The 14,914-nt window shown below is 63.3% G+C and carries 16 protein-coding genes; 8 read left to right on the top strand and 8 right to left on the bottom strand.

The features are described from left to right. On the top strand, positions 1-582 hold a 582-nt coding region (gene cobO / locus VKP01_RS06890), incomplete at its 5' end, for a cob(I)yrinic acid a,c-diamide adenosyltransferase (RefSeq protein ID WP_324411423.1). Between the two features lie 23 nt (positions 583-605). Here cobO and VKP01_RS06885 read toward each other — a convergent pair. The 3 genes from VKP01_RS06885 to VKP01_RS06875 form a co-directional block, all read right to left on the bottom strand. Next, positions 606-1,454, bottom strand: a complete 849-nt coding sequence (locus VKP01_RS06885) for a chorismate mutase (RefSeq protein ID WP_324411422.1) — start codon at positions 1,452-1,454, stop codon at positions 606-608. Positions 1,455-1,637: 183 nt separating this feature from the next. Continuing rightward, positions 1,638-2,129 carry a protein phosphatase CheZ gene (locus VKP01_RS06880; protein WP_414706539.1) on the bottom strand — a complete coding sequence of 164 codons (492 nt, stop codon included), beginning with the start codon at positions 2,127-2,129 and terminating at the stop codon, positions 1,638-1,640. 267 nt (positions 2,130-2,396) lie between these two features. After that, positions 2,397-2,780 carry a response regulator gene (locus tag VKP01_RS06875; RefSeq protein WP_074444395.1) on the bottom strand — a complete coding sequence of 128 codons (384 nt, stop codon included), beginning with the start codon at positions 2,778-2,780 and terminating at the stop codon, positions 2,397-2,399. Positions 2,781-3,094: 314 nt separating this feature from the next. On the opposite strand from VKP01_RS06875, the gene VKP01_RS06870 reads away from it, so the two are divergent. Next, entirely contained in the window at positions 3,095-4,066 is a 972-nt protein-coding gene (locus tag VKP01_RS06870) for a bifunctional riboflavin kinase/FAD synthetase (protein WP_324411420.1), read from the top strand. Between the two features lie 10 nt (positions 4,067-4,076). Here VKP01_RS06870 and glsA read toward each other — a convergent pair whose 3' ends face one another. Then, positions 4,077-5,027 (bottom strand): glutaminase A, encoded by a 951-nt coding sequence (gene glsA / locus VKP01_RS06865; RefSeq protein ID WP_324411419.1) that lies wholly within the window; start codon positions 5,025-5,027, stop codon positions 4,077-4,079. Between the two features lie 204 nt (positions 5,028-5,231). Here glsA and purH point away from each other — a divergent pair, with 204 nt between their 5' ends. The 4 genes from purH (at position 5,232) to VKP01_RS06845 (ending at position 8,807) form a co-directional block, all read left to right on the top strand. Next, a complete protein-coding gene (purH, locus tag VKP01_RS06860; RefSeq protein WP_324411418.1) occupies positions 5,232-6,824 on the top strand; it encodes a bifunctional phosphoribosylaminoimidazolecarboxamide formyltransferase/IMP cyclohydrolase in 1,593 nt (530 codons plus the stop codon). A 17-nt stretch (positions 6,825-6,841) separates the two neighbouring features. Then, positions 6,842-7,408, top strand: a complete 567-nt coding sequence (locus tag VKP01_RS06855; protein ID WP_324411417.1) for a hypothetical protein — start codon at positions 6,842-6,844, stop codon at positions 7,406-7,408. Between the two features lie 89 nt (positions 7,409-7,497). Beyond that, positions 7,498-7,995, top strand: a complete 498-nt coding sequence (locus tag VKP01_RS06850; RefSeq protein WP_324411416.1) for a TRAP transporter small permease subunit — start codon at positions 7,498-7,500, stop codon at positions 7,993-7,995. Between the two features lie 68 nt (positions 7,996-8,063). Further along, positions 8,064-8,807 (top strand): cysteine hydrolase family protein, encoded by a 744-nt coding sequence (locus VKP01_RS06845; RefSeq protein ID WP_324411415.1) that lies wholly within the window; start codon positions 8,064-8,066, stop codon positions 8,805-8,807. Between the two features lie 3 nt (positions 8,808-8,810). Here VKP01_RS06845 and VKP01_RS06840 read toward each other — a convergent pair whose 3' ends face one another. The 4 genes from VKP01_RS06840 to VKP01_RS06825 all read right to left on the bottom strand — a co-directional run bounded on the left by VKP01_RS06840 (position 8,811) and on the right by VKP01_RS06825 (position 13,546). Further along, positions 8,811-9,767, bottom strand: coding sequence for an OmpA family protein (locus VKP01_RS06840; RefSeq protein WP_324411414.1), 957 nt, complete (start codon positions 9,765-9,767; stop codon positions 8,811-8,813). 126 nt (positions 9,768-9,893) lie between these two features. Beyond that, a complete protein-coding gene (locus VKP01_RS06835; protein WP_324411413.1) occupies positions 9,894-11,939 on the bottom strand; it encodes a flagellar biosynthesis protein FlhA in 2,046 nt (681 codons plus the stop codon). Positions 11,940-11,967: 28 nt separating this feature from the next. Next, positions 11,968-13,068 (bottom strand): hypothetical protein, encoded by a 1,101-nt coding sequence (locus VKP01_RS06830; RefSeq protein WP_324411412.1) that lies wholly within the window; start codon positions 13,066-13,068, stop codon positions 11,968-11,970. A 10-nt stretch (positions 13,069-13,078) separates the two neighbouring features. Beyond that, on the bottom strand, positions 13,079-13,546 hold the full coding sequence (locus VKP01_RS06825) for a hypothetical protein (RefSeq protein WP_324411411.1): 468 nt from the start codon (positions 13,544-13,546) through the stop codon (positions 13,079-13,081). Positions 13,547-14,002: 456 nt separating this feature from the next. On the opposite strand from VKP01_RS06825, the gene VKP01_RS06820 reads away from it, so the two are divergent. Next, entirely contained in the window at positions 14,003-14,380 is a 378-nt protein-coding gene (locus tag VKP01_RS06820; RefSeq protein ID WP_324411410.1) for a hypothetical protein, read from the top strand. A gap of 66 nt (positions 14,381-14,446) precedes the next feature. Then, positions 14,447-14,713: a hypothetical protein gene (locus VKP01_RS06815; RefSeq protein WP_131817734.1), complete on the top strand. Its 267-nt coding sequence runs from the start codon at positions 14,447-14,449 to the stop codon at positions 14,711-14,713. The last annotated feature ends 201 nt before the right edge of the window (positions 14,714-14,914 follow it).

Genomic DNA, 14,914 nt, shown 5'->3' with positions numbered 1-14,914 from the left:
GCCAAGATGGCGAAGATCAAGGCGGCGCGCGACCGGATGATGGAGACGAAAACGGGCGAAAAGGGCCTGATCATCGTCCATACCGGCCCCGGCAAGGGCAAATCCAGCTCCGGCTTCGGCATGATCATGCGCTGCGTCGGACACGGCATGCCCTGCGCCGTGGTGCAGTTCATCAAGGGCAATTGGGAAAGCGGCGAGCGCAACGTGCTCAGGACTCGCTTTGCCGATCTGTGCACGGTCCATACCATGGGTGAAGGCTTCACCTGGGAGACGCAGGATCGCGCCCGCGACGTCGCGGCGGCGATGGCGGCCTGGGAGAAGGCGAAGGCGCTGATCCGCGACCCGGCCATTCACATGGTCCTGCTCGACGAGATCAACATCGCCCTGCGCTACGATTACATCCCCCTCGACGACGTCGTCGCCTTCCTACGTGACGAAAAGCCGCCGATGACCCATGTCGTGCTCACCGGGCGCAACGCCAAGCCGGAGTTGACCGAGATCGCCGATCTGGTCAGCGAGGTACAGGCGGTGAAGCACCCGTTCAAACAGGGCATCAAGGCGCAGAAGGGCGTGGAATACTGACACGCGGGACCCCGCGTGTCGTTTCAGCTCCCGTCACTGCGATAACGGGCTGCGTGCGATCCGATTTCAGCAATCTCCGCCGGTGCCGCCCCGGCCTGCGTCAGCAGATCGGTCAGCGACTGAATATCGAGATCACCGGGCACCGAAAACAGCATCGACAACTGACCCGCGACCCCCGTGGTGCAGACGATCTCGCCGCCGGCCCCCGCAATCGCGCCTGCCGCTTCCGAGCGCCAGCGCTCGAACCGCGCGGCGTAGAGTACCACGTCACGCACCGCAGCATCGGCCAGGGGCTTGGAGATCACGAAGATCGGCGTTCCGGCGGGGTGATCGTCGCGCTCGATGAAGGGCAGGCGGGCGATCACCTTGGGGCGATCAGGCCCGATCAGATCGTTCCACCAGTCACCGGCAGAAGCGCCCTGGTCGAGGCGGAAGATACCGAGATCGCCGCGCCCGCCAGCGACCGCCGCGATCACCGCGCGCGCATCGGGATGGGGCTGATAGGGAACGGTGAAACCGAAATGGAATCGCGCGGAATCGCGCATCGGCCCGTCGCCGGCGGAGATGTCGGCATGGATCGTATAGGGTGCCTGGACATAGGTGAAGGTGCCGATGATCACCCGCCAGATCGATTCGACCGTATCGAGCGGCAGCAGCCCGGAATGGCGCTCGGCCAGTGCCTTCATCATGGCGGCTTCGCGCCCCGGACGGAAGGCGGAGCCCGATTGCGAAGTCTTCTTCACCGCGATCAGCCGCTCGATGATGGCGCTGCGCTGCATCAGGCGCTCGTGCATCTCGCGGTCGAGCCGGTCGATTTCTCCGCGCAGGGCGGCGAGATCGATGGGGGCTGCATCGTCATTCGGGTTGGACATTATCGGGCTCGCGGCATTCGGGCGGACAGAAAACGGCGTCGCGCTCATGCGACGGCGTTCAGGCGCCATCGCGCAAGACGATGCCGCCATGGTTGTGGTTGCAGTTTCACATGCTTCTGACAAGGCTTGCAGGGCGAAGGTGGCGTTGCAGCAATGCGCAGCAGGTCCTGCCCGTGGCGCCGTTCAGTCGAACAGCGCGTCGATATCGTTCTGGCTGACGCCGTCCCCCTCGGCGCTCGGGCCGTTAAGCAGGAAGACCTCCTTGCGCGTCTGGCGCTTGACTTCTTCCGGATCGGGGGGCAGATCGGTATCGCGGGCGTTGACGGCGCTGGCGAAATGCGAAAGCCGCTTCTCGACGGCAGCGAGATGCTCTACCACCTTGCTGATCCGCTGGCCGGTAATGTCCTGGAACGAGCAGGCCTCGAAAATATCCATCACACGGGTCTGAACCCGGGTGCGGTAGGTCTCGAGATCGGCATCGTCATAGCCAAGAATTTCCTCGGCCGCTTCCATGATGGAATTCGTCGCCGAGGCGGTGGCGTTGACGACGTTTCCCAGTTCGTCGTGGGCGCCCGGAAGCCGGTCGCGGTAGAGTTCGTTGGCGCGCAATGCGCCGATCTCGTTCTTGAGCCGCGAGATGTAATCCGCAACGCGTGTCAGTTCCTGCGCGATCATGCGGATATCGACCTGCGGCTCCGCCTCGCCGGGCTCCTGCTTGCGGCGACGCGGACGCGCCTCGGTCGCGGTCTTGCGTATGGCGGCACTCGTCGCGGCTCTTGCCATGTCCTGCCCTTTCCCGGTCCCTGTCGATCAGCGGTCTTGACGCGCGCGATATCTCCGTCCGCGACACGCGAAACCGCGGCCCGATCGGCGATATCACCGATCGGCGCGGCGGATCCGCATCCGGATCCGCATGCACCTCGCAACGCGCGCGCCTGCGGATTACGCGCCGCAGACGGCCTCGATCTTCGATTTCAGCGTCTGTGCGTTGAAGGGTTTGACGATGTAGTTGTTCACACCGGCCTTCTTCGCAGCGATGACGTTCTCCGTCTTGGATTCCGCCGTCACCATGATGAATGGTGTGACACGCAGGTTTTCGTCCGAGCGCACATGCCGCAGAAGCTCGTAACCCGTCATCGGCTCCATGTTCCAGTCCGAGATGACGAGCCCGTACTTCTTCTCCTTGAGCTTGGCGAGGGCCGCGGTGCCGTCATTGGCATCGTCGACATCCTCGAAACCGAGCTGCTTCAACAGATTGCGAATGATGCGCACCATCGTCTGATAATCGTCGACGACGAGGATCGGCATCTTGAGGTCGAGGCCCATGTCCCAAGCTCCAGTTTGCTCTTGCGCCGCAGGGATATGCGGCGGTCCCAATGAGTCTGTATGATCGGTATCGGAGGCCTTCGAGAAGTCCTCCCGCCACGAGAAGCATTAGCCCCGCTCCCTTGAAAAGCGGTTAATTGTACCGGCGGAAATGGATTTGGGTTGGCAAAAGCTTAACCACGCCGGTTGTGGTCTGCCGGGAAAAGTTGCAGTAGGCGGGTGACGCTTGACCGCGCGCGCGATCCGTCGCACTTGCCAGTACCGGTCATTCGCGACAGACCGGTGATGCGGGATCGAGACGCAAGAGGGAGCACATGAGCGGCTTCATATTGACGGGTGCGGATGAAGCGGTGGCGCAAGCCTTGCGCGGCGCGGTCATCGCGATCGGCAATTTCGACGGCGTGCATCGCGGACATCAGCAACTGATTGCGCAGGCCCGGGACATGGCGCGGGCCCGTGGCGTGCCGGCGGCGATCCTGACCTTCAGCCCGCATCCGCGTGCCTTCTTCGCCCCCGATACGCCGTTCTTCCGCATCACCCCGCAGCCCGAGCGGGTGCGGGTGATGCGCCGGCTCGGGCTCGACGGGGTAATCATCCGCCGGTTCGATGCGGCGCTCGCCGCGACCCGTGCGCAGGATTTCCTCACGCGATTCATTCTGGAGGAGATCGGCGCGTCAGGTGTCGTGGTCGGGCACGATTTTCATTTCGGCAAGGGGCGCGAGGGCAACCCGCAGATTCTGCAGGCCTTCTGTGCGGCGCATGATATCGCCTGCAACGTCGTCCCGGTCGTCGAGGAGACGGGCGGTGCGATCTCGTCGAGCGCCATCCGCGCCGCACTCACCGAAGGTGACATCATCGCCGCCAACCGATTGCTCGGTTATCGCTGGTTCGTCATCGCGCCGATCCGCCATGGCGAGAAGCGCGGGCGCGATCTGGGCTATCCGACGGCGAACATGGCGCTCCGCGAGGCCTGCGCCCTGCGCCACGGCATCTATGCGGTGCGCATGGCGGTCAACGGCGCGCTGCATAACGGCGTCGCGAGCTTCGGACGACGCCCGACCTTCGATGACGGGGCACCGCTCCTCGAGACATTCCTGTTCGATTTTTCCGGCGATCTCTATGGTGCGCAGGCCGATGTGGAATTCCTCGCCTTCCTGCGCGCGGAGACGCGGTTCGAGAGCGCGCAGGCGCTGATCGCGCAGATGAATGATGATTCCGCGCGCGCCCGCACCGTTCTGGCGCAGTCGGATACCACGCCCTCGATGATCACCCCCGATCCCGATTGAGCGAGCAGAGTCACAGGCGCTCGTCCGGCAACCCGCTGGCCCCGAAGACCGACCAGTCCGTTTCCTCGGCGAGGCAGGCGAGGGCGCGGGTGCCGAGAGCCGAATTGCCGGCTTCGTCGAGCCCCGGCGACCAGACAGCGATGCTGGCATGGTTGGGCGCAATGGCGAGAATGGCGCCCGACACGCCGCTCTTGGCCGGCAGGCCGACGCGATAGGCGAATTCGCCGGAACCGTCATATTGTCCACAGGTCAGCATGAGCGCGTTGATCCGCCGCGCGAGCCGCACATCCTGCGCCGAATCCGTCGGTGTGCCGGTACGCTCCAGTGTCAGATAACGTCCCGCCCGGGCGAGCTCTCCGCAATCGAGCCGGACCGCGCATTGATGCAGATAGACAGCCATGACCTGCTCGACCTCGTGTTCGAGATTACCGTAGGATCGGGTCAGATGCGCGAGCGCGCGGTTGACATGGCCGGTCTCCGGTGAGTCTAGGCCCTCGGCTTCGCAGGGCGGCCATTGTGCAGGCTCGGTGATACCGAGCAATTGTGCGATCCGCGCCCGCACCGGCTCGGGAACGCCCTCGCGCGCTTCTTCATGGGCCAAAAGCACATCCGCGACGACGAGCGCCCCCGGATTGATGAAAGGGTTGCGCGGTATGCCTTGATGGCGTTCCAGGTCGATGATGGAATTGTACGGGTCGCCGGACGGCTCGCGCCCGACCCGCCGCCACAGATCCTCACCAAGATGCTCCAGCGCGATGGTCAAGGCAAAGACCTTGGAAATGCTCTGGATGGGGAAGCGCTCGGCGTGATCGCCGGCCTCGAGCAGCGCGCCGTCTGCAGTCTGAACGGCGATGCCGAAAGCGCCCAGACGGCTGTCGTCATCACCGGGCCGCACCGCGCCGCGATCCTTTTCGCTTGCCATGCGCGCTGCAATGCCCTCGATCACCCTTTGCAGGTGCATGTTCCCATCGCGATTGCCTGACATGCTCGCCCCTTGTAACTCTCATATCGGCTACGTGACGACAACGCGTGGATCACGACCGGGTTCATGATCGGCGCAACTGCGCGAGAATCCACAAGCCGGTTCCTTCGCGCGCGCATTCGTGCTAACCGCCCCGCATCCCGGCGCAGCCGCGCTTTTGCCCGTATTTTCCGGATCGAGATCATGCCCACCGATACCAAGAGCGTCGCTCGCGCCCTGCTTTCCGTTTCCGACAAGACCGGCATCGTTGCCTTCGCCGAAAAACTGCATGCGCGCGGCATCACGCTGGTCTCCACCGGCGGCACGCATCGCATTCTGGTCGAGGCCGGCCTGCCGGTGCTGGAAGTCTCGGAGGTGACGGGCTTTCCGGAAATGATGGACGGGCGGGTCAAGACCCTGCATCCCAAGGTGCATGGCGGGCTTCTGGGTATCCGGGCCAATCCCGAGCATCAGGCGGCGATGTTCGCCCATGGGATTGAGGCGATCGATCTGCTCGTGGTCAATCTGTATCCGTTCGAGGCCACCGCTGCTGCCGGCAAGCCCTATGATGATTGCGTCGAGAATATCGATATCGGCGGCCCGGCGATGATCCGCGCCGCTGCCAAGAACCACCAGGATGTCACCGTCGTCGTCGATGCCGCCGATTACGAGGCCGTGCTCGCTGACCTCGACGCCCATGACGGCCATACCACCCGGACCCTGCGCAGGCGCCTCGCGCAGAAGGCCTATGCCCGCACCGCCGCCTATGATGCGGCGATCTCCAACTGGCTCGCGGGCGAACTCGTCATCGACGCGCCGGATTACCGCGCTCTCGGCGGGGCTCTCGCCCAGGAAATGCGCTATGGCGAGAATCCGCACCAGAAGGCGGCCTTCTATACCGACGGCTCGCATCGCCCCGGCGTCGCCACGGCGCGCCAGATCCAGGGCAAGCAATTGTCCTTCAACAACATCAACGATACCGACGCGGCGTTCGAGTGCGTGGGTGAATTCGATCCGGCTGCGGGCGCCGCGATCGTGATCGTCAAGCACGCCAATCCGTGCGGCGTGGCGCAGGACGAGAGCCTTTGCGCGGCCTATGAGAAGGCGCTGGCCTGCGATCCTGTCTCGGCCTTCGGCGGCATCGTCGCCATGAACCGTCCGCTCGATGCGCAGGCCGCGGCCAGGATCGTGGAGATCTTTACCGAAGTGATCATCGCGCCGGATGCCGATGAAGAGGCCATGGCCATCATCGCGGCCAAAAAGAACCTGCGGCTGCTGCTCACCGGCGGCATGCCGGATCCGCGCGCGCCGGGGCTCGCCATACGCAGTGTCGCCGGCGGCCTGCTGGTGCAGGGGCGCGACGCGGCGATGGTCGACGACATGGATCTGAAGGTGGTGACGAAGCGTGCGCCGGATGTGCGCGAGATGGCGGATCTGCGCTTCGCCTTCCGCGTTGCCAAGCACGTCAAGTCGAATGCGATCGTCTATGCCCGCGACGGCGCCACGGTCGGGATCGGCGCCGGCCAGATGAGCCGGGTCGATTCCTCGCGCATCGCGGCCTGGAAGGCGGGTGAAGCGGCGCGCGCGCAGGGATTGAGCGAGAGCCTCGCCAAGGGCTCGGTCGTGGCGTCGGACGCGTTCTTCCCCTTTGCCGACGGCCTTCTCGCCGCAGCCGAGGCGGGGGCGGTCGCCGTGATCCAGCCCGGCGGCTCGATGCGCGACGAGGAGGTGATTGCCGCCGCTGATGAGGCCGGTCTCGCCATGGTCTTCACCGGCCACCGGCATTTCCGCCATTGATCGGGGGAGGGCGGGCGATGATCAGCATCCACGGCTATGCCATCGTCTGCCGGCACGATCGCATCGCCGATGCGAACGGCGCCTTCCCGCCGGTTTTGATGAACGAGGCGGATTGGGCGTATTTTCAGGCCGAACTCGACCGGGCGGATCTGTGTGTTCTGGGCAGTGCCAGCCACCGCGCCACGCCCAACCGGGCCAATCGCCGGCGCCTCGTCATGTCGCGCGGTGCCGAGGGGTTCGAACAGCGCGAAGATGCCTGGTGGTGGGCGCCGGAAAGGGTCGCCTTCGACGAAGTCTGCGCCCGGCTCCTGCCCGACGGCGGGCGTATCGGTGTGCCGGGTGGGCAGGTCGCCTTCGACTATTTCCTGCATGAGAGCCCGCCGGGCCTGCGTTTCAGCGAATTCCACCTCTCACGCGCCACCCGCGCCGCCATCCCCGACGGGCGCGGGCTCCTGCGCGGTGTCGATGCGGGGCGCGACGCAGACGGGTTGCTGCGCGAATACGGGCTGATGCCGGGCGCCACCAGGGTGATCGATGCCGATGCCGGGGTCGATCTGACGGTTTATATGGCGCATCCGCGATAGGCTCCGGCGAAGACCGCGCGACCAGCCGGCTTGCTCACCGGGTGGTTTTCCCGTTAAGCCGTTTCCGCACGCAGCGGAGACGGCGACGGATGCGGTTATTGCTCGGCCTTTCTCGGTGTATCGACCGGGTGAACGCCCTGATCGGCAGGGCCGCCTCCTGGCTGGTTCTGGCCGCGATCCTCGTCGCTGCCGGGCTCGCCCTTTCGCGGCGGCTGTTTTCCGTATCGTCGAATGCCTGGTACGAATCGCAATGGCTGTTCTTCGCGGCGATCGTGATGCTGGGCGCGGCCTGGACGCTGCGGCTCGACCGGCATGTGCGCATCGACATCCTGATCTCCCGCGCTCCGCCCGCCTATCGGCGCCGGCTCGACATCATCGGGCATGCTCTGATGCTGATCCCGTTCTGCGCCCTGCATGTGTGGCTTGCGATACCCTGGTTTTACCGCGCCTTCGAGAGTGGCGAGACCTCGCCCAATCTCGGCGGCCTGCCGCTCTGGCCGATCCGGCTCGTCATCGTGATCGGGCTGAGCCTGCTGCTGGCGCAGGCCATCTCGGAACTGATCAAGCGGATAGCCGGGCGCGCCTGAGGCGGTTTGCATCCCCTGCACGGGCATGACAGATTTCCCTGACAGCGATTTCGAGACGGGGAGCCGGCATGAGCCAGAACAGCAACGACGCGAATCGGCAATCCTGGAAAACCGCCTATCGCTCATTCTATTATGTCGATGCGCCCGAGCCCGTCGCCCCGCCCCTCGATCCGGCGACGACGGCCCTGCTCGTCATCGACGTGCAAAACACCTATCGCGATCGGCCTGATCCGCAGACGCTTTCAGCCCAGGAGCGCGCGCGCTACGATGCCTGGACCCCGTTCCACGCGCGTTTCGAGAATGTGCTCGTTCCCAATATCAGCGCGCTGCTGACGCATTGCCGGGATCTCGGCGTCGAGTGCATGTTCGCGCGCATCGCCGCCCTCAAGCGCGACGGGCGCGACCGCTCGCTGAGCCAGAAGCTGCCCGGCTGGAACAATATCCTGCTGCCGCATCGCGATACGCCGTCGCAGATCGTTCCCGAACTCGCGCCGCTGGAGGACGAGATCGTGGTCGCCAAGACCACCGATTCGGCGGTGACCGGCACCAATCTGCGGCTTCTGCTCGACAACATGGGCATCCGCACGGTGATCTGCGTCGGCGTCTTCACCGATCAATGCGTCTCTTCCACCGTGCGTTCGCTGGCGGATGAGAGTTTTCATGTGGTGGTGGTCGAGGATTGCTGTGCGGCGGGGACAGACGCACTGCATCATCGCGAGCTGGAGATCATCAACAATATCTACTGCAACGTGATGGCTTCCGATGAATTGCGTGCGCTGATCGATGCGCAAGTGGGGGCAAAAGACGCCTGAGGCTCATTCAATGATGAGCAGCTCGATGCGGCGGTTGCGGGCCTTGTTGGCATCGCTGTCATTGGGCACCAGCGGTTCGGTCTCGCCATAGCCGACGGCGGTCAGGCGCGCCGCATCGATCCCGCGTGCAATCAGCGCGCCGCGCACCGAATCGGCGCGCTCCTGCGACAGGCGCAGATTGATCTCCGCCGGACCGTCCGAATCGGTATGGCCGCCGATCTGCACGGGCGCGGGGGCACATTCGTCGACGAGGACGGCGAGCGCATCCATCAGCGGCGCCGCGTCGTTATCAAGGCCGGTTTCGCCGGAGGCGAAGATGATGGGTTCGCCGGCGAGCTTTTCGGATATCTCGGCCTGGCACATGGCGATATCGGGAATCTCCGGCAGGGCCGGCTCGGTGATCGTCAGCTGCATCTCCCAGCCCTGCGGGATGCGCCCGTCGAGGCCGCGCATCAGGCTCTCCTGCGTCTGCGCATAGAGCGCCTCACCCTCCACCGCGATGATGCCGTCAGCGATACGCGCCTCTCCCTCGGCGAGGCGCGACAGGGCGATCAGACCGGCGATCCCGGCTTCGACGATGCCGGGGTCGAGATCGGGATCGGCCCGCAGGCCGGATTCGAAGGCGAGCGTGGGGAAGCGTTCATGGGCGGTCTCGCGAAACAGGTTGACCAGATCGAGATCCGGCAGTGTCCCGTTGACGCGGATGCGCGCATCGCTGCGGCGCAGGGTGAGGCCGTTTTCGCCGGTCGTCGCGTTGCCGGCACCCGCCTCGTCTGCGCGCGCGCCCGAGCTTATCGAGCCCGTCACGGCGACGCCATCGCGCGCGCTGTCGGGTGCCTGCGTCGCAGTCAGGGCGGGCCCCGCCTCCGGCAGATCGGCGAAGCGTTGCATGCCCTCATAAAAGAGAGCTGCGCTGGCAGCACCTGCGCACAGGATCGCGACGGCAATGAACAGACGCATACGAAACCCCTGGATCCACGCTTTGCCCGGCGACGCGAATCGCAAGCCGGTCCCCGCGCTCTTGCGCGCAGAGGATGACGAAAACGAGGCCGGTCTGGCAAGTGGTTTGCGAAAACCCGCGCCGGCTCACGCCGCCTGCTGCTGCTCGAGGGTCAGAACCGCGACCGTACGTACCTGATATCCCGAGGCAATGTCGTTATAGCCGATGGCGCGGATGAAGATATCATGGTTGCGCAGCATCTGGATGAAGGGGCGGCGGATATCCGGGGGCACGATGAAGATCGGTTTTTTCGCATCTTCGAGAATCGAGGGCAGGCGCTCCTTGACATGGGCGATGAAACGCTCGACGAAATCCTTGCCCGGAGGCGGGCCGCCCTGGGGGTCCGGGTTGAGCATGCGGCGGAAATTCGTTTCGCAATCCGGGCCGAGGACCATGCCGGCAATGGTTTTATTCTCATCAGCAACCGAATGGCAGATCTGCCGCTGCAGGAAGGTCCGCACCACTTCCGCGTAGCCATCGGGCTCCTTGGCGCGCTGGGTCGCCTGGACGAGGCCTTCGAGGATGAGCCGTGGCGGTGTCAGGCCGATCTGCTCGGCGAGCAGGCGGCGCAGGGTCTCCACCATGTTGAGCAATGGCATGAGCTGCTGGATGTCATTCGCCATACGCCCGACCGCTGGCTGGATATCCTCGAGCCATTGCTGGGCTTCCGGCACGCCGAAGAGTTGTGCGGCGTGTTGCCTGCGGACCTTTTCGACTTCAGTCGCGTATTGTTGCGCTTGTTGGTCAGTCATTGGCTTGGGCGGTGCCAGACCATCAATACGTAAGGTGACCGCTGGCACGTTATCGATACTGATGGAAAAAACGCCGTCATCGAGCTCGTCTGCATATTTGAAACCGACTGGTGGTGCTGAGAATCCCATCATTAGAAGAAATGCCTTTTTTCCCATTTCCACATACCGATACGCCGAATCCGGACACAACAAGGCCAGCGTCGCTGCATTCGCTCCGACCACGATGATATCCCCCTGCTGCGCCGGGCGAAGCGGCAGCGAAGCATCATTGAGCGGATCCATCGGCTGATCCTCGGGCGCGCCGTCGGGCAATGCCGGCGGTGGCGTATCCGCCGGGGGCGGCGCGCCTTCGCCCGTTTCGGGCGCAGGGGGCGTACCCGTATCCTGTTCCGTCTTGGCTTTCGCCTTGGTCGGATCGCGCCCCATGCGCCAGGCGACGTAGCATAAAGTGCCGCCCAGAATCATGAAGACGATGGTGGGAAAGCCCGGTGTGAATCCCATGCCGATCGCAACGAAACCGGCAACGCCGAGCGCCTTGGGTTCGGCGCCGAGCTGCCTGGTGATATCGCGGCCCAGATTGGAACTCGTATCCGTGGTGACGCGGGTGACGATGGTGCCGGCGGCGAGCGCCATGAACATGGCGGGAATCTGGGCGATCAGCCCGTCACCGACCGAGAGCAGCACATAGAGCTGGCCCGCCTCCCCGGCGGAGAGGCCGCGCTGCATCATGCCGATGGTCATGCCGCCGACCAGGTTGATGAAGACGATGATCAATCCGGCAATGGCATCGCCCTTGACGAAACGCATGGCGCCGTCCATCGCGCCGTAGAACTGCATTTCGAGCTGCAGCGTCTGGCGCTTGTCGCGGGCCTCCTCGGCGGTGATGTCGCCGTTGCGCGCGTCATTGTCGATGGACATCTGCTTGCCGGGAAGCGCATCGAGGGTGAAGCGGGCCGAGACTTCCGAAATCCGCTCGGCGCCCTTCGTCACCACCATGAACTGGACGGTGGCGATGATCAGGAAGATCACCAGACCAACCACGAGATTGCCGCCGATGACGAATTCGCCGAAGGCGACGATCAACTGGCCGGCATCGCCGGTGGCCAGGATCAGGCGCGTCGTCGCCACCGACATCGCCACCCGCAACATGCTGGTGAGCAGGATGATCGAGGGGAAGGAGGACATCTCGAGCGGATGCTTGAGATAGGTGGCCGAGATCAGGATCACGAGCGACACGGTCAGATTGACGGCCAGCAGCCCGTCCACCAGCCAGGTCGGCAGCGGAAAGACCAGCATCACGACGATCATCACGAAGAAGAAGGCGAAGACCAGATCCTGGCGCTTCGACATCTCCGCGAGCAGGCGGTTGATCAGGCTCATCGCGAGAATTGTCCCCGGTTCGCGATTTCTACCAGGCGTAGCTTACACGCTCGAGTAGTCCGTCCCGGTTAACGACAATGGCTTTTTCGTCGATTTTTTCGATCAACCCGCCACCGGGCAGGCTTTGCCCTTCACGGTAACGCTGCCCATCCGCCCCGATGGCGAAGGTCTCGGGGCGCAGCACCACTGCGGAGAAGAAAGGATCCTCGCGGGGCTCGGCGGTGATTGCCATGGTGATCGTGGCGGCTGTGCCATCCTGGAAGGCCCGCATCACGTCGATGGCGCGCTCGCGTTCGCCCGGGCTCAGTGCGCCGCTGACGAGAATGCCGTCCGCCTCCGGTGCCACGACGAGCGGTGGTACGAGATTGGCATCAAGAAGTCGCGCTTGCAGGCGTTGGGCAGCGTTGGCGAGGTCGACCGGCGCTTCCGCTTTGTCCGGCGCCGCGAGATCTGCGGGTGGGGTTCGCGTGACGCTGCGCAGCCGCGAACCTTCCGGCTGCGCCGGCGCTTCGGAGAGATCCGGTGCGGCGGGCTCGGCTTGCGGCGGGGTCGGTGCCGGTGCTTCCGGTCGCGGCAGCGGTGTCGAGAGCAGCCAGCCGGCGAGCGCGAGGAGCAAAGCGCCGGTGAGCAGCACGGCCGGGCCGGAGGGCGCCTTGGCGAGGGGCTGGCTGCGCGGTGCGAGATCGACGCTGAAAGCGTAATCGGAGGCGATCGCAAATTGCGCGCGATCGGGAAACTGGACCGGGCGCCCCACGGGCAGGTCACGACCGCGCGCGGCGACGCCGTTGCAAAGGGCGGTGAGCGTGATCATTCCCGCCGAGCCGATGCGCTCCAGCCGCATCACCAGCACTTCCGGCGCATCGATATCGGTGATCACGACATCACATTCCGGGTCGGCACCCACAATGATCTCGCCGGCATCGAAGCGGTCCTCGAAGCAGGGTGCGCCGCGATCGCTCACGGTGACCCGAAAATCGCCCTCGCGCGCGGCTGCCGTGGCCGCAGCCGCGCGCAACTCCGCCTCGACGCGCGCGGCATCGGGCAGATCATCCGGCGATATCCCTGGCGCATTCCGGTCGTCGGGCGGATCGGGCCCGGGTTTCAGGCGGTTTTTCAGGGCTGCGAGCATGGCGGCCCCGTCACTCGCCGGAGCGGGCGCGCTGCCCGAAGCGGATCACCTCGACCGGTGTGTCGATCTCGACCGGCGCGCGCAGGCCGACGATGATCGATTCGATGCGCGCCGAGAGGCGCGGCGGCGCGAAGACGCGGGCGATGCCGTTCGATTCGTCGACTTCCAGCGCGAAATCCGCATTGACCAGCCCGAACCGGGCAATCGCATCGCGGATCTGCCGATCACTGGTGCGCCCGATCTGGAAGGTCTTCACCGTTGCCGTATCGGCGCGGGCAATGTCGATCAGATCCCGCTCGGCGAACCAGACCAGATTGAAATCGGCTCCGAGCCCGTCGAGGATTTCCTCCAGCGTCCCCTCCAGCCGCTGCCGGTTGACGATCTCGCGTTCCAGCCGGTCATTGAGACGCATGCGCAGACCGGCAATGCGGGCGAGATCGTTGAGGACATCGGCAAGCGGGCGCTCGCTGACATGCATGAGTATGTCGGTGGTGAGTTTTTCGTGGTGGGGGGGGGTGTGGGTGTCGGCTTGGTTGAAGCGAACAATTGGTTTTTCGCCAGCGTCACCTGGCTGCTCCGGAGTGACGGGGCGTGTCTGCGTTGTACCGTGATCACCATGCGTCAATGGCAGAAAAGCTTCGGCACGATCTCCCGACCAGCCGGCCATGCCAAGACTGGCGAAGAATACCAATATAGGGAGCCTGTACCCGTTACGTGCCAATGTCGCGCTCTTTATCGCTTGCCGTCATAGAGGTCATGTGTGCTGCAGTGAAGCATACTAGCGAAGATTGTGCATTTTGGTTAATTTCAAGAATAATTTTTAATTATGTAAAAGTGTGAAGATATAATTTTTATATATATAAAACTTTTCATTGACATACATTTAAAAGTTTGATAGGAATTAACTGTATATATTTGAAAAGGAGACATCACAATGATTGGTTTTTTGGCAGATATCGCTGGCGGTGCCTTTAACGGTGCATTGGGTTCAATTACTGAGAAACTTCCGGGTGGGGATTTTATACAGAATGCGGTTGGGAATCTCACCGGGCAAAATGGTCCTCCGGGTCTCTCCGTTGAGGACCAGATGGAACTTTCTGGGCAAGATACTGCTGATCAATTGGGTCTTTTAGCTCACGATACGGGTAACAGTCTGACTACATCAGTAGCCGGTGATGCAGCTGATGATATCATTACTGACACGAGGACCGAGATTGAGCGAGGAAACACCGTTAGGGATACTATTGATGAGACTACTCAGGCCATGGCCGAGGGAGATAAAGAATTTTTCGCATCATTGTTCGGTGCATAACCATTAAAACTGTGTGTGCGGGCAGTTTATTGCCCGCACACTTATTGTAGATCCTAGGAGAGTAAAATGTCCAGTTTCGACATCCGATCGCGAATAGAAAGGGCGAACGAACGAGCCGATGAATTACGGAAGGCGATTATTAATTCTGCAGAATATTCAACTGCGTTCAGTTTATATGCGGGAGCGATAGAAAACCTTGTAGATAAATCTCAACAGCAAACCGCCCTTCAACGTACTTATGGTCAGACGAATCATACAATCATACAAGGACAAATCGATCAATACGCAGAGAAATACGACCAGATTGAAAGCTGGATGCGCCACTACGGCTGACACCTCCCATCCCACCACCCCAGCCCATTAACCCTATCCGCACACCCAACCCCCGATCCATTAATCCTTCATTGACTCTCTGCCCCATCCCCGCAACCATGCATCGCAGGTTCACAAGTGACGCATGCAGGGGAAAGCGACATGGCGGAGGGAATCGGTAATACGTCCTCGGTGACGACCGACACCACGTCGGCAATGCTG

The organism is Saliniramus sp., assembly GCF_035311605.1.
Classification (GTDB): domain Bacteria; phylum Pseudomonadota; class Alphaproteobacteria; order Rhizobiales; family Beijerinckiaceae; genus Saliniramus.
Note: the sequence above shows the minus strand (reverse complement) of the source record. Positions and strands in the feature narration are given on the sequence as shown.